The sequence below is a fragment of the Proteus sp. G2626 genome (assembly GCF_009915985.1).
In the GTDB taxonomy this organism is placed as follows: domain Bacteria; phylum Pseudomonadota; class Gammaproteobacteria; order Enterobacterales; family Enterobacteriaceae; genus Proteus; species Proteus vulgaris.
Genome location: NZ_JAABNH010000013.1, coordinates 39,018 through 62,686, shown reverse-complemented (window position 1 = coordinate 62,686; position 23,669 = coordinate 39,018). Strand labels below are relative to the sequence as shown.

At 38.1% G+C, this 23,669-nt stretch carries 20 protein-coding genes, 1 tRNA gene and 1 other RNA gene; 15 read left to right on the top strand and 7 right to left on the bottom strand.

Annotation, left to right across the window (positions count from 1 at the left end; translation table 11 throughout):
- Positions 1-2 precede the first annotated feature (2 nt).
- The 4 genes from GWJ05_RS06980 to zapA all read right to left on the bottom strand — a co-directional run bounded on the left by GWJ05_RS06980 (position 3) and on the right by zapA (position 3,574).
- Positions 3-2,063 carry a peptidase domain-containing ABC transporter gene (locus tag GWJ05_RS06980; protein WP_036934922.1) on the bottom strand — a complete coding sequence of 687 codons (2,061 nt, stop codon included), beginning with the start codon at positions 2,061-2,063 and terminating at the stop codon, positions 3-5.
- A gap of 122 nt (positions 2,064-2,185) precedes the next feature.
- Entirely contained in the window at positions 2,186-2,779 is a 594-nt protein-coding gene (locus GWJ05_RS06975; RefSeq protein ID WP_036934920.1) for a 5-formyltetrahydrofolate cyclo-ligase, read from the bottom strand.
- Between the two features lie 171 nt (positions 2,780-2,950).
- A non-coding RNA gene (gene ssrS, locus GWJ05_RS06970) (6S RNA) lies at positions 2,951-3,134 on the bottom strand.
- A 110-nt stretch (positions 3,135-3,244) separates the two neighbouring features.
- On the bottom strand, positions 3,245-3,574 hold the full coding sequence (gene zapA, locus GWJ05_RS06965; protein WP_036934918.1) for a cell division protein ZapA: 330 nt from the start codon (positions 3,572-3,574) through the stop codon (positions 3,245-3,247).
- A gap of 176 nt (positions 3,575-3,750) precedes the next feature.
- Here zapA and GWJ05_RS06960 point away from each other — a divergent pair, with 176 nt between their 5' ends.
- The 7 genes from GWJ05_RS06960 (at position 3,751) to gcvP (ending at position 13,255) form a co-directional block, all read left to right on the top strand.
- The gene (locus GWJ05_RS06960) at positions 3,751-4,329 is read left to right on the top strand and encodes a YecA/YgfB family protein (RefSeq protein ID WP_036934917.1); all 579 of its coding nucleotides are present in this window, start codon (positions 3,751-3,753) and stop codon (positions 4,327-4,329) included.
- 51 nt (positions 4,330-4,380) lie between these two features.
- A complete protein-coding gene (pepP, locus tag GWJ05_RS06955) occupies positions 4,381-5,691 on the top strand; it encodes a Xaa-Pro aminopeptidase (RefSeq protein ID WP_036934916.1) in 1,311 nt (436 codons plus the stop codon).
- A gap of 13 nt (positions 5,692-5,704) precedes the next feature.
- Positions 5,705-6,877, top strand: coding sequence for a 2-octaprenyl-6-methoxyphenyl hydroxylase (ubiH, locus tag GWJ05_RS06950; protein ID WP_161681246.1), 1,173 nt, complete (start codon positions 5,705-5,707; stop codon positions 6,875-6,877).
- A 201-nt stretch (positions 6,878-7,078) separates the two neighbouring features.
- Positions 7,079-8,314, top strand: a complete 1,236-nt coding sequence (gene ubiI, locus GWJ05_RS06945; RefSeq protein ID WP_087803217.1) for an FAD-dependent 2-octaprenylphenol hydroxylase — start codon at positions 7,079-7,081, stop codon at positions 8,312-8,314.
- A gap of 414 nt (positions 8,315-8,728) precedes the next feature.
- Entirely contained in the window at positions 8,729-9,823 is a 1,095-nt protein-coding gene (gene gcvT, locus GWJ05_RS06940; protein WP_036934912.1) for a glycine cleavage system aminomethyltransferase GcvT, read from the top strand.
- Positions 9,824-9,857: 34 nt separating this feature from the next.
- On the top strand, positions 9,858-10,250 hold the full coding sequence (gene gcvH, locus GWJ05_RS06935; RefSeq protein WP_036934911.1) for a glycine cleavage system protein GcvH: 393 nt from the start codon (positions 9,858-9,860) through the stop codon (positions 10,248-10,250).
- Positions 10,251-10,378: 128 nt separating this feature from the next.
- On the top strand, positions 10,379-13,255 hold the full coding sequence (gene gcvP / locus GWJ05_RS06930) for an aminomethyl-transferring glycine dehydrogenase (protein WP_161681245.1): 2,877 nt from the start codon (positions 10,379-10,381) through the stop codon (positions 13,253-13,255).
- Between the two features lie 96 nt (positions 13,256-13,351).
- Here gcvP and GWJ05_RS06925 read toward each other — a convergent pair whose 3' ends face one another.
- Positions 13,352-13,954: an HD domain-containing protein gene (locus GWJ05_RS06925; protein WP_036934909.1), complete on the bottom strand. Its 603-nt coding sequence runs from the start codon at positions 13,952-13,954 to the stop codon at positions 13,352-13,354.
- 27 nt (positions 13,955-13,981) lie between these two features.
- Positions 13,982-14,968: a tRNA-modifying protein YgfZ gene (gene ygfZ, locus GWJ05_RS06920; protein ID WP_036934908.1), complete on the bottom strand. Its 987-nt coding sequence runs from the start codon at positions 14,966-14,968 to the stop codon at positions 13,982-13,984.
- Positions 14,969-15,232: 264 nt separating this feature from the next.
- Between ygfZ and sdhE the strand changes: the two genes are divergently transcribed.
- The gene (gene sdhE / locus GWJ05_RS06915) at positions 15,233-15,508 is read left to right on the top strand and encodes an FAD assembly factor SdhE (RefSeq protein ID WP_036938885.1); all 276 of its coding nucleotides are present in this window, start codon (positions 15,233-15,235) and stop codon (positions 15,506-15,508) included.
- A gap of 457 nt (positions 15,509-15,965) precedes the next feature.
- Complete coding sequence (locus tag GWJ05_RS06910; protein ID WP_161681244.1) at positions 15,966-16,373, top strand: protein YgfX; 408 nt, start codon at positions 15,966-15,968, stop codon at positions 16,371-16,373.
- 16 nt (positions 16,374-16,389) lie between these two features.
- Here GWJ05_RS06910 and fldB read toward each other — a convergent pair whose 3' ends face one another.
- Positions 16,390-16,908, bottom strand: coding sequence for a flavodoxin FldB (gene fldB, locus GWJ05_RS06905; protein WP_161681243.1), 519 nt, complete (start codon positions 16,906-16,908; stop codon positions 16,390-16,392).
- A gap of 108 nt (positions 16,909-17,016) precedes the next feature.
- Between fldB and xerD the strand changes: the two genes are divergently transcribed.
- The 6 genes from xerD to GWJ05_RS06875 all read left to right on the top strand — a co-directional run bounded on the left by xerD (position 17,017) and on the right by GWJ05_RS06875 (position 23,474).
- On the top strand, positions 17,017-17,955 hold the full coding sequence (gene xerD, locus GWJ05_RS06900) for a site-specific tyrosine recombinase XerD (RefSeq protein WP_036934903.1): 939 nt from the start codon (positions 17,017-17,019) through the stop codon (positions 17,953-17,955).
- 33 nt (positions 17,956-17,988) lie between these two features.
- Positions 17,989-18,696 (top strand): bifunctional protein-disulfide isomerase/oxidoreductase DsbC, encoded by a 708-nt coding sequence (gene dsbC, locus GWJ05_RS06895; RefSeq protein WP_036934902.1) that lies wholly within the window; start codon positions 17,989-17,991, stop codon positions 18,694-18,696.
- 9 nt (positions 18,697-18,705) lie between these two features.
- Complete coding sequence (gene recJ / locus GWJ05_RS06890) at positions 18,706-20,439, top strand: single-stranded-DNA-specific exonuclease RecJ (RefSeq protein WP_161681242.1); 1,734 nt, start codon at positions 18,706-18,708, stop codon at positions 20,437-20,439.
- A gap of 171 nt (positions 20,440-20,610) precedes the next feature.
- Positions 20,611-21,709, top strand: a protein-coding gene (prfB, locus tag GWJ05_RS06885) for a peptide chain release factor 2 (protein ID WP_161681241.1) whose coding sequence is annotated in 2 segments (ribosomal slippage) — positions 20,611-20,685 and positions 20,687-21,709 — 1,098 coding nt in all. Because the reading frame shifts where the segments join, the coding sequence is not laid out codon by codon here.
- Positions 21,710-21,717: 8 nt separating this feature from the next.
- Complete coding sequence (gene lysS, locus GWJ05_RS06880) at positions 21,718-23,232, top strand: lysine--tRNA ligase (RefSeq protein ID WP_036934900.1); 1,515 nt, start codon at positions 21,718-21,720, stop codon at positions 23,230-23,232.
- Between the two features lie 168 nt (positions 23,233-23,400).
- A tRNA-Gly gene (locus GWJ05_RS06875) sits at positions 23,401-23,474 on the top strand.
- The last annotated feature ends 195 nt before the right edge of the window (positions 23,475-23,669 follow it).

The following is a 23,669-nucleotide window of genomic DNA, read 5'->3' as shown; positions in this document are numbered from 1 at the left end:
GCTCAACATCCTTGTTGAATTTGCCACAGTTTAGTGTAATAGCCGTTATTTTTAATTAAAGTCTCATGTTTTCCTTGCTCCACAATTTGCCCCTTATTTAATACAACAATACGATGACAATTTCGTATGGTTGAAAGGCGATGGGCAATGATAATGACAGTTTTATTTTGTGTAATAAGTGGAAGGTTGTTTTGAATAATCGCTTGAGAATCATCATCTAAAGCACTGGTCGCTTCATCAAAGATCAATATCTTAGGTGATGTTAATAAGGCTCTTGCAATAGCAATACGCTGGCGTTGCCCTCCTGATAAGGAGGTTCCACCTTCTGTGATCAAAGTGTCATACCCCAACGGTAATTTTAAAATAAATTCATGAGCGCCTGCTATTTGGGCGACTTCAATAACCTCATCTAAAGAAGCGTGTGGTTGCATCAGTTTAATATTGTCAAAAATCGTCAAATGAAATAAAAAGTTTTCTTGTAGTACAAAACCAATTTGTTGACGCACACTATTTAAATGTAGTTGTGGCAGTGGAATATTATCGAGTTTTATACAGCCTAATTGTGGCGTATAAAGACCAGAAATCAGTCGTGCTAAGGTACTTTTTCCTGAGCCTGATGTGCCTACAATGCCAATAATTTCATGTTTTTTAATCTGTAATGAAATATTACGTAAAATAGGTGGCGTATTGTTTTGATAGTAAAAACTCACGTTATCAAAAGTAACTTCACCTTGAAGTTTGGTGTTTGATTTTGTGACATTTTGCTCATTAGGTAGATTAAGAATATCTTGTAAATTATAAATAGCTGTTTTTGTTCTAATGTATTTACCCCAAACATCAATAGCTATCGCTAAAGGTTGTAAGCAATAGCCTAGTAGCATCATAAAGGCAATCAGTTGACCGATTGTCATTGAATGTGAAATCACTTCATAAGCACCTAGCCATAACAGTAATGCTGTTGTTGTTTTATTGATAAATAGCACAATAAAACGAGAGCGCGAGTCGATATCCTGAAGTGTTAAATGTTTACAAGTAAGTTGATGAATTTGTCTATGCCATTGTTGTGTAAATCGAGGCTCAAGAGATAGGCTTTTAATGGTTTCTATACCACTTAAACTTTCGGTAAGAAATGCCGTATTGGTCGCCATTTTTTGATAAAGCTGTTGAACAGCTAATTCTATTTTTGGTGCAAGCAACTTAGCTAAAATAAAATAAAGAGGAATTGTTGCTATAAAAAATAATGTTAGTTTTATCGATAAAATCGTCATGACAAAAATAAATATAAAGATAAAAGAAAAATCGATAATTAACATTAATAATGTATTGGTGATAAAATCTCTAATAATATCTAATTCTTTTACTCGACTGACAATCGAGCCTGTTTGTCGTGATTTAAAATAACTTATCGGTAAATTTAATAAATGTTTGGCCATTTTTAAACTTAGGGTTGCATCAATTTTATTTGCAGTATGATGATACATGTATTCTCTAATTCCTTTTAATATTCCTTCTGAAATAGCCATAAAGATTAATCCAATAACTAACACATCAAGGGTTGATAATGCTTGATGTATGATCACTTTATCCATAATAATTTGTGTAAATAAAGGTGTAGCTAAAGATAATAATTGTAAGATTAATGAATAGAAAAAAATACGATAAAAAACGGCTCTGTATCGTATAAAAACAGGAAAAAACCAAGATATATCAAATTGATGTTGTTTTCTGAAATCAAGATAATAAGCATGTTCTATGCTTTTCTGTATTATTTTATCTCTATTGATTTTTTCTACTTGATGAGTTTGATAATTATAAATAAGAAAATAATTATCATTTTGTTTTAATAATATAAAAAAATGTTTATTTTTATCTATAAAGATAATTTTATGATTAATGTTTTTCTTAAGTAAAAATAATGAGTCTGTTTTTTTTAATTTAAATTTAAATTCTTTTTCTAAAAAATTTATAGTGCAATTATTTTTTATTTTTATTTCTTTATTTTTAGTTAGGTTGATAATAATATTAATACATTTTATAAGGGGGGTGTCTTTTTTGCGTTTCATTTAAATAAACATACCTTTGGATTGACTGGAAATATAAAAAGGTATTTAAATTTTTTTCTAAGATAAAAAATATAAAAAAACACAGATAATTATTCGATATTTAAGGCGGGTTGTTCAGAATATTAAAAGTGCCATATTTTTTCTGGGGTAATGATTTCAGGTAATGGGACATCCCAATTTGCGATAGGCAGATGTTCAACTTGCTGGCAAGTATGGGCAAGCCCTATTGGATAAAATGATTTTTGTTGCCAGTTTTCTAACGTTCTATCGTAAAAACCGCCTCCCATACCTAATCGTTGGCCTTGAGCATCAAAAGCCACTAGCGGTGTAAAAATAATATCAATCTCAGAGGGAGGAATAACCGCGTTGACATTTAAAGGTGGCTCAGAAATAGCAAAGCGATTTTTTACTAAAACAGTGGTTGGTGTATAACGCAAAAAGAGAAGGTGGTAGCGATGAAAAGGGTGTAATACGGGCAAACAAATCTGTTTCTCCAATGCCCATAATTGTGAAATTAAATATGATGTATCAATTTCACCGTCAAAAGAGAGAAATAAAGCAAGGGTATGTGCTTGTTGGATTTTAGGATGACTAAGGACGCGTTCACATAATTGATGCGCAGCTTGCTGTTGCTGTTGTGATGTGAGTAAACGTCGTTTTTGGCGAATCGTTTTACGTATTTCATCTCTTTGCTGAAATAGTGAAGTATGGGGCATCATCAATCCATCAAAACTCGGTTGGTATTAACTGAATAATATCATTCTAATCAATTTATCACACTTTAGAGGTAAAAAAGTGATAAAGTTGAAGAACTGAGGACGAAGAGGCATAAAAAAAGTTCTAAACATTAAGTATTTATAAAATACCTAGCATTTAGAACTTTAGTAGAGGTCTCCAAGATGCCGCCGTAGGCTGTAACCCTTGAACCCATGGTCCAAGGTGAACATAGTGTTGTTACCATTAGGCTGCCTGAACGAATCAGGTATGCTCACAAGTAACAGATCACCACATTCTATGTGTTTCGAATATCGGCTCAGGGGACTGGCCCACTGGCAAACATCTCAGAGAAATTTGGTGGATGCTGTTAAGCACCTTATCTATGAACTATTGTATTATTTTAATTGTAGAAAGCAACCTATTATCTGTGAATTTCGTGGCGTACGCATGCTTTCTGAACAAATCTACTTCGCAGTTGAAAAAGTGCGATCATGGTGCTTGCCTTGATCGTGTAAAGCTTGTTCAATAGATTGTTGTAGCATTTTTATCTTCTCTTCCATGTTGTAGGCATAGTCTCTGGTTTTTAACTTTTCTTCTGCCAACTCATGACTCATATTTAATGCCACGATAAAAATTAAGTGCTCTGTATTGGAAACACCACTGCGTTCTTTGAGATCTTGTAATCGTTGTTCAAGTTCAGCAGCAGAAGCCAGTAAAGCATCTTTTTGTTCTGGTGGGCAATTGACACGTAATGATCGCCCAAAAATTTGAAGTTCAACGGGTTGTGCGGACATGATTCCTTCCTGACATAAAATCTGTGCTACGTGTTGAGTAGTGTATACGGTTATAACGCTGTATTAAACGCTATTACTACAAAAATTCCAATGATTAACATGGCTTAACTGGTACAGCGACTTCTATTGATGGTAGCATATCTTGAACTATTCCCCTAAATGCGACGTTTATTCTTATGTCAAAACAAAACACATTACCGAATTATCAATCTATTGATGTCTTATTACAGCAACATACTGTGCCTTTAACGGCAGCCGAAATGCATGGATTGATTACAGGGTTTATTTGCGGTGCTGTGCGTGATAGCAGTTGGAAAACCTTACTACATGATTTAACGAATGAAGGTTTAGCTTTCCCTAAAACGTTATCAGACCCTCTTGAAGCGCTTTATCACATTACTTACGAACAACTTGATGACAGTGTATTTAACTTTTCATTGTTAGTCCCTGACGAATCTGAATCCGTTTTTTCAAGAGCAGATGCCCTTGCTGGATGGGTGAATCATTTTCTTTTAGGTTTGGGTGTTGCACAACCTAAGCTATCTGAGCATAAAGAGTTGACTGAAGTTATCACCGATTTGCGTAATATTGGTGCGCTAGGTTATGAAGAAGATGAAAACCAAGAAGAACTAGAAGATGCGCTTGAAGAAGTCAGCGAATATGTAAAAGTGTCTGTTCAACTTTGTTATATCACTTTTGTCGCACCAAAAGACAAAGGAAGTAATGAACAAAATGAGCAACGTATACTACATTAATGACATTATTCATTAGACAATCATAAAGATAAACGAAAGACAGGAGTGGGTATGAATAAGCAAGAATTTTTATCCCGTCGTCAGGCATTATTAGCACAAATGAAGCCTGCGAGTGCAGCTATCTTTTTTGCTGCACCACCAGCGCAACGTAATGCTGATAGTGAGTATCCTTATCGCCAGCATAGTGATTTCCTTTATCTAACCGGTTTTAGTGAGCCTGAAGCGCTTCTCGTGCTGATTAAAAGTGATGAAACACATAATCATAGTGTGCTCTTTAATCGCGTAAGAGATTTAACGGCTGAAATCTGGTTTGGCCGTCGACTTGGACAAGAAGCTGCACCTGAAAAACTAGGTGTTGATAAGGCTCTTCCTTATGAAGATGTTGGTGAGCAACTTTACCAATTATTAAACGGGTTAGATGTTGTTTATCATGCTCAGGGCGAATATGCATTTGCTGATGAAATCGTTTTTAATGCATTAGAAACGTTAAGAAAAGGCTCTCGTCGGAATTTAAAAGCACCTCAAACTATTATTGATTGGCGTCCTCTTGTTCATGAACAACGTTTGTTTAAATCTGACTTTGAACTTGAATTATTGCGTAAAGCAGGGAAAATTACAGCATTAGCACATACACGTGCGATGCAAAAATGTCAGCCGGGTATGTATGAATATCAACTTCAAGGTGAAATTGAGCATGAATTTGTTTCTCATGGTGCCCGTTTCCCTTCGTATAACAGTATTGTAGGTAGTGGTGAAAATGGTTGTATTTTGCACTATACCGAAAATGAAACCAAAATGCGCGATGGGGATTTAGTACTCATTGATGCAGGATGTGAATATGAAGGTTATGCAGGTGATATCACCCGAACTTTTCCTGTGAATGGGAAATTTAGCCGTCAACAACGTGAAATTTATGACATTGTCTTAAAATCTATCAATGTGTCTTTGGAATTGTATAAACCGGGGACAAGCATCAAAGAAGTCACTGAGCATGTCGTGTATATCATGGTCGAAGGACTGGTTAAACTGGGCATTATGCACGGTGAAATCGAACATCTTATTGAAACAAAAGCCTATCAGCGTTTCTTTATGCATAGCCTAAGCCACTGGTTAGGCCTTGATGTTCATGATGTTGGACATTATGGCGCAGACCGTGACCGCATTTTAGAACCAGGCATGGTACTGACTATCGAACCAGGACTGTATATCGCGCCAGATGCCGATGTGCCACAAGAGTATCGTGGTATTGGTATTCGTATTGAAGATGACATTGTGATTACGGAAACTGGTAACGAAAACTTAACGGCATCTGTCGTCAAAGATCCTGATGAAATTGAAGCTCTGATGGCAGGAAAAATTTAAGGCTAAAATCAGCATGAATGTGATTATTGTGGGTGGTGGAATGGCGGGTGCAACATTAGCACTGGCACTTTCTGCATTAAACAAAGGCAATATTTCAATTTCGTTAATTGAAGCAAGAGAGCCTGATCATGGGCATCCTGGATTTGATGCAAGAGCGATTGCATTAGCCCATGGAACAGCAAAGCGTTTATCACAGATTGGGCTTTGGTCAATATTAAAACCTTTTGTTACTCCCATTAATCATGTTCATGTCTCAGATAGAGGCCACAGTGGTTTTGTTAATATTTATGCACAAGACTATGATATATCCGCACTGGGTTATGTGATTGAGTTGCATGACGCTGGAAGGCAACTTTTTGCTAAATTAAAAAAACAATCTAATATCACGCTTTATTGCCCCACTAAAGTTGAACACGTTCAACGTAATATAGACTGCGTTGAGGTTACACTTGATAATGGTATGCAATTAACGGGGAATTTACTGATTGCTGCGGACGGTACTAACTCGCCAATTGGTCATCAATGCCATATTCAATGGCAACGTGAGCCTTATCATCAAGTTGCCGTGATTGCTAATGTCAAAACAGAAATAGACCCAGAGGGAAAAGCCTTTGAGCGTTTTACGGAGTTTGGCCCATTAGCAATGTTACCGATGAGTGAAGGGCGTAGTTCATTAGTGTGGTGTCACCCCATTGATAAATGGGATGAAATTTCACAGTGGAATGATGAAACGACCATTGCACATTTACAGCGTGATTTTGGCTGGCGGTTAGGAAAAATGGAGCATATCGGTAAACGAAATTGCTATCCTTTAGCACTGCAAAAAGCCAACCAAATTATTAGCCATCGTTTAGCCTTAGTGGGCAATGCATCACAAACACTCCATCCTATTGCAGGACAAGGTTTTAACCTCGGTTTACGCGATGTGATGACGTTGGCAAATACGATTACTCAAGCGATTAATACCGATAAAGATATTGGTAGTTATCGAGTGCTCTCTCAATATCAGCAACTTCGCCAACAAGATAGAGAAAAAACCATTTCCATTACAGATGGATTGGTGAAAGTGTTTGCTAATCGTTGTGTGCCACTGGTTGTTTCTCGCAACTTAGGGTTAATGACGATGGAATTGCTCCCAATGATGAGAAATAAATTGGCGCATCAAACACTGGGCTGGACAGACTAGAGCGTGTTGATCTTTGGTAGTCAATTTTAAATCGGACCTATACAGCTGTTTTTAATGCCTATTTTTATTTTAAGTGGTCATTGTTAATATCAATCAACACCTAAAATAGTAAATAGTTTGCTTTATAAATTTTTTTTGTTGTAAAAATAAGCAGAAAAGAACAGCACGCTCTAAAATAATCGCTTTTTAGGATATTTTATTATGAAATCATTTGATGTTGTTATTGCTGGTGGTGGAATGGTTGGGCTTGCATTAGCCAGCGGATTACACGGGTGTGGATTACGTATAGCGATAATAGAAAATCACCCAGTAACAAAACATTTTCACCCGCAAGATGATTTTTCATTACGGGTATCCGCTATTAATACTGCCAGTGAAATGTTGCTGAAAAAATTAGGTGTTTGGGAAAATCTAATTGCTTTACGAGCAACGCCTTACCAAGGTATGGAAGTCTGGGATCAAGATAGTTTTGGTCGAATTGAATTTTCAGCACAAAAAGAAGGATTCAGCCATTTAGGCTCTATCATCGAAAATAACCTTATTCGAGAGGTATTGTGGCAAAAATGCGAAAGCCACAGTGATATTACCTTCTATTCATCGACACAAATTGAACGTGTTGTTTGGGGGGAAAATGATGCATTTATTACACTTAGTGATGGTGAAATGTTAACAGCGAGATTGGTCGTAGGCGCTGATGGCGCAAATTCATGGTTACGCAAACATGCTGATATTCCGCTGACTTTTTGGGACTATGAACATCATGCATTAGTCGCCACTATTCGTACTGAACAACCCCACGATAATGTTGCTCGCCAAGTCTTTCATGGTGAGGGTATTTTGGCATTTCTACCTCTTTCTGATCCTCATACTTGCTCTATTGTTTGGTCTTTACCAAGCCACCTTGCCGAAAGCTACAAAAATGCAGATAAAACCTTATTTGAGCGTACATTAGGTGTAACCTTTGATATGCGTTTAGGCCAATGTGAATTACTCAGTGATCGTATGACAATACCGCTAATTGGTCGTTATGCGCGTCAATTTGCCGCCCCTCGTTTAGCGTTATTAGGTGATGCTGCACATACAATTCATCCTTTAGCTGGGCAAGGTGTCAATCTAGGATTTATGGATGTCGCTGAACTTATCGGTGAAATAAGACGCTTAAAAGCAGAAGGGAAAGATTTTGGTGAGTATCTCTATTTGAGACGATTTGAGCGTCGTCGCAAACATGCGGCTGCGATAATGTTGGCTAGTATGCAAGGATTTCGCGAACTTTTTGCAGGCAACAATCCTGTCAAAAAATGGGTTCGCGACATTGGCCTTTCGTTAGCGGATAGTTTACCGGGCGTAAAACCGAAGTTACTCGAACAAGCAATGGGGCTTTCTGATTTACCCGAATGGCTAAGTGATAAAAATTTCGCTTCAGTTGAAAAAATCTAATTCCTCTCTTATTTCACATTACTTTTATTTATATCTGACTGAAGAAATAGAACTAAAAAAATCTATTTTTTCAGTCTATTCTTTGTACTAATCCCTTTTTTACAGCAATTACTCGTTAAAAATGAGCGCTGATACGCATAATTGCAATCATTAGTTCTGCATACTCATATCTCTCTATTATGATTGAGAGACACAATACCCTATTTTAACTTATGGTTTATTTTTTCTCACAATGCTAAGTTCAAGGGGATGGTATCGTTTGCGTTGTACGTTAATTGCTCGTATTTGTTAAATCCATGTTTAAAAATAAACTTAAGCTCGTGATTAACACGCTGATTTTGAATCAAGTTTAATTTTATATTTAACAAATTGCGTTCTCTGAATAATCTAAAGTAAAAGTAGAAAGAGGGAAGAATGGCAAAACAGACTCCGTTGTATGATGAGCACGTAGCCTGCGGTGCTCGTATGGTCGATTTTCATGGTTGGATGATGCCGTTGCATTATGGCTCTCAAATAGATGAACATCATATTGTACGTCGTGATGCTGGTATGTTTGATGTTTCTCATATGACCATTGTTGACTTACATGGCTCACAAGTTAAAGATTTTCTACGTTATTTATTAGCGAATGATATCGCTAAACTCACCGAAAAAGGTAAGGCGCTTTATACCGGTATGCTTAATGCGTCAGGTGGTGTAATTGATGACCTTATCGTCTATTACTTTGATGACTCTTTTTATCGCCTTGTGGTGAATTCCGCGACTCGTGAAAAAGATCTGGCATGGATTGAGCAACATGCTTCAGATTACGTGGTTGATATTACTGTTCGCGATGACTTGGCATTAATCGCTGTTCAAGGCCCTCATGCACAAGAAAAGGTTCAAAGTCTATTAACTCAACAGCAACGCCAAGTTGTTTCTGCTATGAAACCTTTTTATGGCATAGAGCTTGATGACTTGTTTATCGCAACGACTGGCTATACTGGTGAAGCGGGCTATGAAATTGCGATGCCAAAAGAGCAAGCGGTCGATTTCTGGAAAAAATTATTAGCGGTGGGGGTTAAACCTGCCGGGTTAGGTGCAAGAGATACATTACGCCTAGAGGCTGGAATGAATCTTTACAGCCAAGAGATGGATGAAACCATTAATCCGCTTGAGGCAAATATGGGATGGACGATTGCATGGGCACCTGAAGATCGTCAATTTATTGGTCGAGAAGCATTAGAAAAATTACGCGCAACAGGCACAGATAAACTTGTTGGCCTTGTTATGCGAGAGAAAGGTGTGCTACGTGCAGGTACTGCCGTACACTTTACTGATGATTTGGGTGAATTAAGAGAAGGTGTGATTACAAGTGGTACTTTTTCGCCCACATTAGGCTTTAGTATTGCATTAGCAAGAGTTCCCGCAGGTATTAAAGATAGCGCAATTGTATTAATGCGTAATCGTGAAATGCCAGTAGAAGTGGTTAAACCTGGATTCGTTCGTTCAGGTAAAGCATTGGTATAACACGCACAATTATTTTAAATGGAGAGTAAGGTCAATGAGTCAAATACCAAGTGAATTAAAATACGCGCAGTCTCATGAGTGGATCCGTTCTGAAGGTAATGGTGAATACACAATTGGTATTACTGAACATGCACAAGAACTGTTAGGTGATATGGTGTTTGTTGATTTGCCTGATGTGGGTCGAGAAGTGACCGCTGGTGATGATTGTGCGGTTGCTGAATCTGTAAAAGCAGCATCAGATATTTATGCACCATTATCGGGTGAGATTATCGCAGTAAATGAAGAATTAGAGGGGTCCCCAGAGCTGGTAAACAGCGCACCTTACGGAGAGGGTTGGCTATTTCGCATAAAAGCAAATAATGAAAGCGAATTAGATGGCCTACTTGATGCTGCTGGTTATCAAGAATTGGTAGATAGCGAAGAGTAAAACGAGCGCCCCGTCAAACCATGCCGGGGCGTTTTTATTTGTTAGCTTGTTATCTATTGCTATTACTACGTTTTTTAAGCCGTGGCTATTACCTATCCATTCATCGTGAATTCAGGAAATTACTTGCAATGACACAGACTTTAAATCAGTTAGAGTATCGTGATGAATTTATTCGTCGCCATATTGGTTCATCACCAGAACAGATTAAAGAGATGCTCAGTGCTGTTGGCGTCTCCTCATTAAATGAATTAACCCAAAAAATTGTTCCGGATAATATTCAACTAGATACTCCACCCAATGTGGGGGAAGGAGCAACAGAGCAAGAAGCTTTGGCTGAACTAAAAGCCATAGCCAGCCAAAATAAGCGTTTTACCTCTTATATTGGTATGGGGTATGCGCCTTCTGTATTACCTCCGGTGATTTTGCGTAATTTATTAGAAAATCCGGGTTGGTATACCGCTTATACACCGTATCAGCCAGAAGTGTCTCAAGGTCGCCTTGAATCACTGCTGAATTTCCAACAAGTCACTATTGATTATACGGGAATGGATCTTGCTTCTGCATCGTTACTCGATGAAGCAACAGCTGCAGCTGAAGCAATGGCGATGGCAAAACGTGTAAGCAAACTAAAAAACGCAGATCGTTTCTTTGTCGCTGATGATATTCATCCCCAAACCTTAGATGTAGTAAAAACACGCGCCGATACTTTTGGTTTTGAAGTGATCGTTGATAAAGCAGAAAAAGTATTAGAGCTTGAAGGTGTTTTTGGTGTGCTATTACAACAAGTTGGCACAACAGGTGAAGTTCATGATTACAGTAAGTTATTGGTTGCACTGAAAGAGCGCAAAATCATTACTAGTGTTGCTGCCGATTTAATGGCGCTGGTAGTATTAACAGCGCCGGGTCATCAGGGTGCTGATATTGTATTAGGTTCAGCACAACGTTTTGGTGTACCGATGGGATATGGTGGCCCTCATGCGGCATTCTTTGCTTGTCGTGATGAATATAAACGCGCAATGCCAGGTCGCATCATTGGAGTGTCTCGTGACGCAGCGGGTAATCGTGCATTACGTATGGCAATGCAAACGCGTGAACAACATATTCGACGTGAAAAAGCTAACTCTAATATTTGTACATCTCAAGTTTTACTTGCCAATATTGCTGCTATGTATGCGGTTTACCATGGGCCTGAAGGGTTAAAAACCATCGCTCAACGAATCCATCGTTTAACAGATATTTTAGCGGTCGGTTTAAAGCAAAATGGTATGGCATTACGTCATCAAACTTGGTTTGATACCTTAACGGTTGAAACAGCAGATAAAGCAACAGTTTTACAACGTGCTAAAGATGCTGAAATTAACTTACGTACTGATATTGTGGGCGCGGTTGGTATCACATTAAGTGAGATCACAACGCGTGAAGACGTATTAAAGCTTATTGAGATCATCAGTGGTAAAGCATTAGTGGGTGATATTAATGCACTCGATAAACAAATCGCTTCATCATCAACATCTATTCCCGTATCAATGTTACGTAAAGACACTGTGCTAACACATGAAAATTTTCATCAATATCACAGTGAAACAGAAATGATGCGTTATATGCATCGTTTAGAAAATAAAGATTTAGCCTTAAATCAAGCGATGATCCCATTAGGTTCATGTACCATGAAACTTAATGCTGCCGCTGAAATGATCCCAATTACATGGCCTGAATTTACAGAGTTACATCCATTCTGCCCAGCCTATCAAGCGAAAGGTTATCAAGTGATGATTGGGCAACTATCCAGTTGGCTTGCTGCATTAACGGGTTATGATGAGATGTGTATGCAACCAAACTCAGGTGCCCAAGGTGAATACGCTGGGCTGTTAGCTATCCGTCGTTATCACCAAAGTCGTGGTGAAGATGCTCGTCATATCTGTTTAATTCCAAGCTCCGCACACGGGACTAACCCGGCCTCTGCTCATATGGCAGGAATGACGGTGGTGGTGGTTGGTTGTGATGATAACGGCAATATCGATATTGCCGATTTAAAAGCTAAAGCAGAAAAACATCAAGCGGAACTCTCTTGTGTAATGGTGACATACCCATCAACACATGGTGTTTACGAAGAAGGTATTCGTGAAGTTTGTGAAATCATTCATCAATATGGTGGACAAGTTTATCTTGATGGCGCCAATATGAATGCGCAAGTAGGGATAACAACACCAGGCTTTATTGGTTCTGATGTCTCTCACTTAAATTTACATAAAACCTTCTGTATTCCTCATGGTGGTGGTGGGCCAGGTATGGGACCTATTGGTGTGAAATCACACTTAGCGCCGTTTGTACCAGGTCATTCTGTTGTTGAAATGGAGAATGTCACTACACAAGGCGCTGTTTCTGCGGCCCAGTTTGGTAGTGCTTCAATATTACCCATTAGTTGGATGTATATTCGTATGATGGGTGCGCAAGGGCTTAAAAAAGCAAGTCAAGTGGCAATCTTAAATGCGAATTATATTGCACAGCGCTTGAAAGATGATTATGACATTCTTTACGCAGGGGCCGATGGCTATGTTGCCCATGAATGTATTATCGACATTCGCCCATTAAAAGCGAATTACGGTATTAGTGAGATGGATGTGGCTAAGCGTTTAATTGACTATGGGTTCCACGCACCGACGATGTCATTCCCTGTTGCGGGTACATTAATGATTGAACCTACAGAGTCTGAAAGTAAAGTTGAAATTGATCGCTTTATTGAAGCTCTGCTTTCTATTCGTGCTGAAATTGCGCAGGTAAATAACGGCGTATGGCCAATTGACGATAACCCATTAGTTAATGCGCCTCATACACAATATGAATTAGTGCAAGAGTGGTCACATAGTTATAGCCGTGAATGTGCGGTATTCCCAAGTGAAGCAACGAAACAAAGCAAATATTGGCCAGCGGTTAAACGCCTTGATGATGTGTATGGCGACCGTCATTTACATTGTTCATGTGCGCCAGTGAGTGACTATGAATAAGCTTTAATCTAGCCATATTCTTAAATTTAAATACCGAGGGCTAAGTTAACCTTCGGTATTTTTTTATGTGCAGTATTTTATACAATATTGACTAAATTACTTCAGCCAGCCTTTTTTTTGCGCCTCTAATAATTGAGGGTAGAGATATTGCCAAAATTCTGGCCACTGTTTTTCAATAAACAGATTGCGTGCCAACACTTGTTCTAAGCGGATATTATTTTCAACCCAACTTTGACCTTCATTGTGTAGATTCATCAACATTGGCATAGTGCGATCAAGAATATTAGCAAACTGAGATTCTGGTGTTTCAGCCGCATCATATTCCAACCATAAATTAAGGAAATATTCACTTTGTGGAGACGGCAATAACGCAAAAATACGCCTTGCCGCTTTTTGCTCGTGTTCTTTGATTGCTTCGCGTGCAGCTACGTCATACACCATAACGTCACCAGCATCGATCTCAACGATATCGTGGACTAACGCTAATTGAATAGCACGTCCCATATCAATGTCGCCCGCATAAGGTTGGAAGCTCATAGCGGCAACGGCAAAATGCCAGCTATGTTCTGCTGTATTTTCAGAACGACTATTGTCTAATACATTATTTTTACGATAAACACGCTTAAGTTTATCTAATTCCATAATGAAATTGATCGTCTCTGAAAAGGGGCCAAAAGCCCCATTAGGTTGTTGTGTCATAAACATCCATTCTGATTTAAATAAGCGTTACTCTTCTTCTAAAGAGTAAGGGAGAGGTTTAATGGATAAGCGGCTGGTGTTATCGCCTTGAACACGAAATACACTATCCGTTTCCATATCGTTATTCATAATAACTTCGGCAAGAATAGTATTATCAGCCATACGTACAGCACTTAATACAGTGCCTGTTTTACGCCATTTATCTTCACCTAGTTGCCACTCAATGCTACCACCAATTTCGGGTAATTCAGTGCCACCGCCTGATAATAGATACATAGCACGTTTATTGGCACCTCTGAATTTTGCACGAGAAACCATTTCTTGCCCGGTATAACAGCCTTTTTTAAAGCAAATACTCAGTGGTAATGCTTGTAGGTTTGTTGCTTGAGGTAAGAATTGTTCAATATTTGGGGTATCAATAATAGGGTATCCAGCCTCAATATCTAATGCTAACCATTGTTCACTATTGCGCGTTTCTGCTTTTAAGGTTGTAGCTAAATTTTTTGCTGTTTCTTCGTCAGTGACAATTAAAAAACGTTCAGCAGGCAAAGGTAATTGAAGAATATAAGTATTGTCGTGATAAATGACTTCATTCGCTTTGCGAGGAATATTAGGGAAATAGTCAGCTAAAGCCTGAGCTGCGCCTTGTCCTGCTAATCCTAATAATACGGCTTGCGTATTTTCAGCTAAAGTTATTTTTGAAAATACGGCGTATTTCTTTAATTCAGTCAGTTGTTTTTGTGCGACATTCTTACGCAAAATATAAGCAAAACCGTCTTGCATATGGAAAAAACGTAATGTGCTCCACATTTTTCCTTTTGCTTCACAGTGTGCCGATAGCGTATGTGTGGTTACAGGAAGTGCTGTAATATCGGTTGTTAATTGGCCTTGTAGATATTTTTCACTATCAGCACCGGTTGCTGTTATCAGTGACCATTCATCTAAAGAAACCAGTGTTAACGGTAAATTGATTGCCGTATGAGGGCGTTTAGCTTGAGTCGAATTTTGAGTCATGATGTCACCAGCGATTAAATTAATCAGATACATCAGTTATGGTAAAAGAGTCACAAGACAATGCAAGTCATTATTATTTATAACGCACAGAAAATGAATCTGATAAATGACAAATAAACAGGTGTTCAACATGTTATCTATGAGACGAACCCTGCAAACTGTGATCATTTTGATGTTAAAAATTCTGTGATAAGACTATCATCAAAGGCAGGAAGAAATCGTCGTGTTTCTTGATTTGAACAATGTAAAGAGCAGAGTATGACTATCGATATAGAGAATAAAGCACGAATTAACTGGGCATGTCGTCGTGGAATGCGCGAGCTAGATATTTCTATCATGCCTTTTTTCGAAAATGAGTACGATACGTTATCTGATAATGATAAAGCGCTTTTTGTTCGTTTACTCGAATGTGCAGATCCTGATTTATTTAACTGGCTAATGAACCATGGTCGCCCCGATGATGAATCGCTCTATTATATGGTGAAATTAATTCAAGAGCGTAATCGGGCAAGAATGGCAGAGATCGTTGATAAATATTAATAAAAAAGTATGAGATTAGCGATAGACTAATAATAATTTTGATTGATTATGAGTAACGCTTTTATTATCTAATAAAGGCGTTTATATTTTTATATAAAAATGAATGATATTAATCAAACTCTAAAATTTGATGAAATAAAGAACGAATTTGCGACAGAAATGCGTGTTATCTCTATAAATGATGATTTAAATGTTCTTTTCTCACTATTATCTTCTGAGTATTTAATTAATTAGGTATGCTGATTTTATTAAAACAGCAATTAAAGAAGAATAAATATTACGTATTTATTATTAAATTGTTTTTTGATTAAGTATAAAATAGCCAAAAGTAATAAAAAATTAAATCTAAAATAGAGATAAATCATTTGCAAGGTTGAGAAAGAAGTTACATTATAAATAGGTTATTTTTAACATTATTTATATTGATATAAAACTAAAACAGGGGTTAATATAACTCGTGATATTATGGAAATCGCATCTTACAGTGTCATGGTTTACACAACTCTTTTCAACGGCAATTTATGTTGCTTTCGAAATAGGCTTACTGCTTTATCCATGGCCTCCTGATTTTATTTATATTTGGGTACCTTTGTTATTGCTTTTGATCGGTGGGTGGTATCTTACACAAAAAAATATTAGTCGAATCAAAGGTGATTTTATTTTACTAAACGGCAATCGAGTGCAATGGAAGCTTCATGAGTGGCAAATAACAAAACGCCCTTGGATTAGTCGCTTTGGAACTCGAATAACCCTGACTTCTATTTTGAATAAAAAACAAATCACGCTATGGGTTGCTTTTGATAGTATGAGCGAAATTGAATGGCGTAATTTTTCACAACTATTAATGCAATACCCAGATATTTAATTTCTGGGCATTATCTTTATAAGTTTTCTTCTATTTCACGTAAAATTTGCATACACCATTGGGATATACGCTCATCAGTTTCTTCAAATTGATTAACGTCATCTAATGCAAGTCCTACAAAATGATTACCATCATCTGATAATGGTTTTGGACTAACAAACTCATACCCATCAACAGGCCAAAATCCAATAAATCTCACGCCACTTGGTAATAAATGATGGTAAAGCATACCTAGTGCATCAAGAAACCATTCGCTGTAATCGACTTGATCGCCCATTCCATACATTGCAATAAGTTTATTTTTTAAATTTAATGTTGGCAAAGTTTCCCAAATATTGAGCCAGTCTTCTTGAATTTCGCCAAAATCCCAAGTGGGAATACCTAAAATAAGAATGTCGTATTGCTCCATAAGCGTGATATCACACTCTTGAACATTATGAAGATCAACGAACTCTTCACCGAGAATATCACGAATTTTTTCTGCTGCCATTTCGGTGTAACAAGTGCTAGAACCGTAAAATAGACCAATTTTCATAAAGATTTTTAGGATATTTTTGCCAATAAAGGTCACTATTGTATCAGAAAAAAAGTTTTATAAGGCATAATGTAAAGGCAATAAACTAAAGAGCAGGAGAGTAAGGCTGTGTCACAAACCAAATTATCGACAAAAAAAACAACGCAGACTCATGAAGATACAGATATTATCATTGAGCAATTTCTCGACAATATTTGGTTAGAACAAGGATTATCAGCCAATACACTCAGTTCTTATCGTTTAGATTTACAAGCATTAGGTCAATGGCTTATACATCATCAATTGGATTGGGTATCAGTGACTACGTTGGATTTACAATCCTTTCTCGCGACACGTTTAGATGAAGGTTATAAAGCCAGTAGTGCGGCTCGTTTACTCAGTACGATGCGTCGATTATTTCAATATCTTTATCGTGAAAAATTACGCTTAGATGATCCTAGTGCATTACTCTCAACGCCAAAACTGCCAAAACGTTTACCTAAAGATTTAAGCGAACGGCAAGTGGATGATTTACTTAATGCACCTTGTGTTGATGAGCCACTTGAATTACGCGATAAAGCGATGCTTGAGGTGCTTTATGCCTGTGGGCTTCGTGTTTCTGAATTAGTCGGATTATCTCTTTCTGATATCAGTTTACGACAAGGTGTATTACGAGTGATTGGTAAGGGAGATAAAGAACGATTAGTCCCTTTAGGTGAAGAAGCTATTTACTGGTTAGAACAATATCTGCAATATGGAAGACCCTCTTTAATGCAAGGGAAAACAGATGATATCGTTTTTCCTAGCTTAAGAGGGCAGAAAATGACACGACAAACTTTCTGGCATCGGATAAAACATTATGCGGTGATCGCAGGCATTGATACTGAAAAGTTATCACCCCATGTGTTGCGCCATGCATTTGCAACACATCTTTTAAATCATGGAGCAGACTTGCGTGTTGTACAGATGTTATTGGGGCACAGTGACCTCTCTACAACACAGATTTATACCCATGTTGCAACAGAGCGCTTGAAAGTGCTTCACCAGCAACACCATCCAAGGGGATAGCCACTACATAGTAGGCGTTAAATAGGAATTCAAATGAAAAAGAGATTACTTTGGTTGCCAATATTATTAAGCATGGTGTCAATACCTGTGCTTGCTGACAATGCTTCTATTGAAGCACAACTGGCTAAAATGCAAATTAAAGCAGAAAGTATCCAACCCACTCCCATTGTTGGATTAAATGCCGTGTTATCAGATAAAGGTATTTTTTATATTACTGACGATGGTAAATATCTAACAGCAGGTCCTATTTATAATATTAGCAGTGGTGAGCCTGTCAGTATTGCTAATCAAGTTATCATGAAAAAAGTCGATTCACTGAAAAATGAAATGATCGTTTATAAAGCGCGTAATGAGCGCCATGTGATCACCATTTTTACTGATATTAGTTGCCCTTATTGCCAAAAACTTCATCAAGAAGTTTCTGAACTGAATAAACAGGGTGTAACGGTACGTTATTTAGCCTTTCCTCGTAACGGTGTTGGCAATAATATTGTGAGTAAAGAAATGAACGCCGTGTGGTGTAGCGGTTTTCCTAATAAATCATTAGACAGTGCATTTAAAGGTGACAAAATTATTCCCATTGATGAATGTACAAAAATCAATATCAATGAACACTTTAAATTAGGCACTATGATGGGGATCCAAGGCACGCCAGCTATTGTATTACCTAATGCCAGTATTTACGGTGGATATATTTCTGCTCAAAACCTTGTTGAATTATTAGATAAAAAAGAGAAGTAATTACGTTTTATGGTCACTATTGAACCGACACTGCGTCGTCGAATTGCGCAGGCAACTCAATTACCGGATAACTTAGATCCCTTATTGCGACAAATTTATGCTAACCGTGGAATAACATCTGAAGTTCAACTAGAACGGTCGTTAAAAGGCTTACTTCATTATCAAGCATTAACTGGAATAGAAACGGCGATTTCATTGCTCATTGAAGCTTTAAAGCAACAATCTCGCATTGTGATTGTTGGTGATTTTGATGCCGATGGCGCAACCAGTACTGCGTTGGCTATAAAGGCATTACGCCAAATGGGGTTTAAGCAAGTAAGTTATCATATTCCCAATCGCTTTGATGATGGTTATGGTTTAAGCCCTCAAGTTGTACATGATGTTGCAAAAAAAGGGGTTGAACTGATTATCACCGTTGATAATGGTATTTCCTCTTTTGAAGGCGTGGAGACTGCCCATGAATATGATATTCGAGTCCTCATAACAGATCACCATTTACCGGGACAAACCTTACCTGCTGCTGATGCGATTATTAACCCTAATCTGATTGATTGCGATTTCTTATCGAAATCATTAGCTGGCGTTGGTGTTACTTTTTATTTAATGACGGCATTAAGAGCTGAATTAGAAAAACAAGGTTGGTTTGAGCAACAACGTTTAGTACGCCCTAATATGGCTGACTTTCTCGATTTAGTTGCACTGGGTACAGTCGCTGATGTTGTTCCGCTTGATGAGAATAACCGTATTTTTGTTTATGAGGGATTACGTCGTATTCGAGCGGGGCGCTGTTGTGTGGGGATAAAAGCGCTTACTGAGGTTTCTCGTAAAGAGTTATCTCAATTAGTCAGTAGTGACTTAGGTTTCTCTTTAGGACCTCGCTTAAACGCAGCTGGACGCCTTGATGATATGTCTGTTGGTGTTGCTCTACTTTTAACCGATAATATTGGTTCTGCGCGTGAAATTGCTAATGAACTTGATGGCTTAAATCAAACTCGGCGTGAAATTGAAGCGGGTATGCAAGAAGAAGCCTCAACCATTTTCCGCCAATTTATGGGCACTCAACATGATTTACCAAATGGTTTAGCTATTTACCATCCTGAGTGGCACCAAGGTGTTGTGGGTATTTTAGCTTCTCGCATTAAAGAAAAATTGCATCGTCCTGTGATTGCTTTTGCACCTAGTGGCGATGGTCTGTTAAAAGGCTCTGGTCGTTCAATTAGTGGTGTTCACCTTCGAGATGCCTTAGAACGATTAAATACGTTAAACCCAGGTTTGATGGTGAAGTTTGGTGGGCATGCAATGGCGGCAGGACTTTCACTTGAAGAAGATAAATTCCCGCTATTTCAACGTCATTTTTCGTCTTTAATGGCAGAGTTGGTTTCCGATGAACAGTTGCAAGGCGTAATTTTATCGGATGGTGAACTAACCGATAATCAACTTTCATTGCCTATCGCCGAAATGCTAAGAGAAGCAGGGCCTTGGGGACAGGCATTTCCGGAACCTTTATTTGACGGTAAGTTTACGCTGCTACAACAACGTATTGTGGGTAGTAAGCATTTAAAAATGATGCTTCAGCCAGTAAATAGCCATCTTATGATTGATGCAATTGCCTTTAATGTTGATATCAATATGTGGCCTGATAACAGTATTAAAACGGTTGAATTAGCTTATCGATTAGATGTAAATGAGTTTCGAGGGCAACGTAATGCGCAACTGCTTGTTGAGCATATTTGGCCTTGTTGATACGGAACATTTAAGCAATTTATTGTGATATAAAGGACAACGTTGTTATGGCAACAACGATTGAATAGACAATTGTATATAAATGCTATAAACCCGCAGATATATCCGTTACAATATGCGGTTCAAAATTTATTCCAATTGTTTTTGAAAACAACATAAAGACGAAAAAGTATGTTTGAAATCAATCCAGTAAAACACCAAATAGAAGAAGTCTCTGAAAGAACAAATGTTCTCAGGGGGTATCTTTGACTATGATGCCAAGAAAGAGCGTTTAGAAGAAGTTAACGCTGAATTAGAACAACCTGATGTATGGAATGAGCCAGAAAGGGCACAAGCATTAGGTAAAGAGCGTTCATCTCTTGAGGCTATCGTAGAAACAATTGACCAGTTAGATCAAGGACTAGAAGATGTTTCTGGCTTACTTGAATTAGCGGTTGAAGCTGATGACGAAGAAACATTTAACGAAGCCATTGCTGAATTAGATGTATTAAATAAAAAGCTTGAGCAATTAGAATTCCGTCGTATGTTCTCTGGTGAATATGACAGTGCGGATTGCTACCTTGATTTACAAGCAGGCTCAGGGGGTACAGAGGCGCAGGATTGGGCAAGTATGCTGATGCGTATGTACTTACGTTGGGCTGAGTCAAGAGGCTTTAAAACAGAGATTATTGAAGAATCTGACGGTGATGTTGCAGGATTAAAATCAGCGACTATCAAAATTATTGGTGAGTACGCTTATGGTTGGTTACGTACAGAAACAGGTGTTCATCGCTTAGTTCGTAAAAGTCCATTTGACTCCGGTGGTCGTCGCCATACCTCATTTAGCTCTGCCTTTATTTACCCTGAAGTTGATGACAATATTGATATTGAAATCAACCCAGCTGATTTACGTATTGACGTTTATCGTGCTTCAGGTGCGGGTGGACAGCACGTTAACAAAACAGAATCTGCGGTGCGTATTACCCACGTTCCAACAGGTCTTGTCACTCAATGCCAAAACGATCGCTCTCAGCATAAGAACAAAGATCAGGCAATGAAGCAGATGAAAGCGAAATTATACGAGCTGGAAATGCAGAAGAAAAATGCAGACAAGCAAGTAATGGAAGATAATAAGTCCGATATTGGCTGGGGTAGTCAAATTCGTTCTTATGTTCTGGATGATTCACGCATTAAAGATTTACGTACTGGTGTGGAAACACGTAATACACAAGTAGTATTAGATGGTGATCTTGATAAATTTATTGAAGCTAGCTTAAAAGCGGGCCTGTGAGGAAAAACATGTCGCAACAGCAACAAGGTGCGGAGCAGGCACCTGATTTAAATAACGAACTGCAAACACGTCGCGAAAAATTATCTGCTTTACGTGATAATGGTAACGCATTCCCAAATGATTTCCGCAGAGATGCGCTGTCTGACGAATTACATCAAAAGTATGATGCAATGAGTGCAGAAGAGTTAGAAACTGCTAATGTGGAAGTCTCTATTGCAGGTCGTATGATGACTCGTCGCATTATGGGCAAGGCATCTTTCGCTACATTGCAAGACATGGGTGGCCGTATTCAGCTTTATGTTTCTCGTGATGATTTACCAGAAGGCATTTATAACGAGCAATTTAAAAAATGGGATCTTGGCGATATCTTAGGTGCTCGTGGTCGCGTTTTTAAAACCAAAACTGGCGAATTAAGTGTTCACTGCACTGAAGTGCGTTTACTGACAAAAGCGTTGCGTCCTTTACCAGATAAATTCCACGGTTTAGCAGACCAAGAAATGCGTTATCGTCAGCGTTATTTAGATCTCATTTCTAACGAAGAATCACGTAAAACTTTCAAAATTCGTTCACAAGTCATGGCGGGTATACGTCAATTTATGGTGAACAAAGGTTTTATGGAAGTTGAAACGCCGATGATGCAAACTATCCCTGGTGGAGCAAGTGCGCGTCCGTTTATTACACACCATAATGCGTTAGATATTGATATGTATCTACGTATTGCACCTGAGTTATATTTAAAACGTTTAGTTGTCGGGGGATTTGATCGCGTATTTGAAATCAACCGTAACTTCCGTAACGAAGGTGTATCACCACGCCATAATCCTGAGTTCACTATGATGGAACTTTATATGGCGTATGCGGATTATCGTGATCTGATTGAATTAACTGAAGAGTTGTTCCGCACATTAACTCAAGATGTTTTAGGCTCATCATTAGTGAAATATGGCGATCAAGAGTTTGATTTTGGCAAACCATTTGCCAAATTAACCATGAAAGAAGCTATCTGTAAATACCGCCCAGAAACCGTAATGGCTGATCTTGATGATATGGATAAAGCGGTTGCCATTGCTCAGTCTATTGGTATTAAGATTGAGAATAGCTGGGGCTTAGGGCGTGTTCAATGTGAAATTTTTGAAGAAGTGGCAGAAAGTCACTTAATTCAGCCGACGTTTATCATTGAATACCCAGCAGAAGTTTCGCCATTAGCTCGTCGTAATGATGATAACCCATTTATCACTGACCGTTTTGAATTCTTTATTGGTGGTCGTGAGATTGGTAATGGTTTCTCAGAACTTAATGATGCACAAGATCAAGCTGAGCGCTTTGAAGATCAAGTTCGTCAAAAAGAAGCCGGTGATGCAGAAGCCATGTTCTTTGACCATGACTACATCACAGCATTAGAACATGGGTTGCCACCAACCGCGGGTTTAGGTATTGGTATTGACCGTATGGTGATGTTATTTACTGACAGCCATACTATCCGTGATGTGATTTTATTCCCAGCAATGCGTCCGAATAAATAGTTGTTATTTTAATTAACATATCGCAATTAATTGATAAAGCCACCAGAAAGGTGGCTTTTTTTATTTTTAATAACCGTATATTATACTTTTTATGATGGTAAAATAATCACTTGAATAAGAAGGGGATTGCTGTTCGATTAAGGGGGCGTATAATTGGTAAAATCAATTGCGGGCGTAGTTCAATGGTAGAACGAGAGCTTCCCAAGCTCTATACGAGGGTTCGATTCCCTTCGCCCGCTCCACTCCATCCTTTTTAAATCAATCCTAGCTATACACTCAATACCTATTGTCCTTTATCTGCCCTCCTATTTTTAAGCGATAAGCGCATTCTTTATAATCTCTTTCATTAAAATGAGTAGTATTTACGCCTAATAGAGTTGCTAAAAATCGATTATAATAAATACTTTAATCAGATATTATCGTATAAATACGCTGAC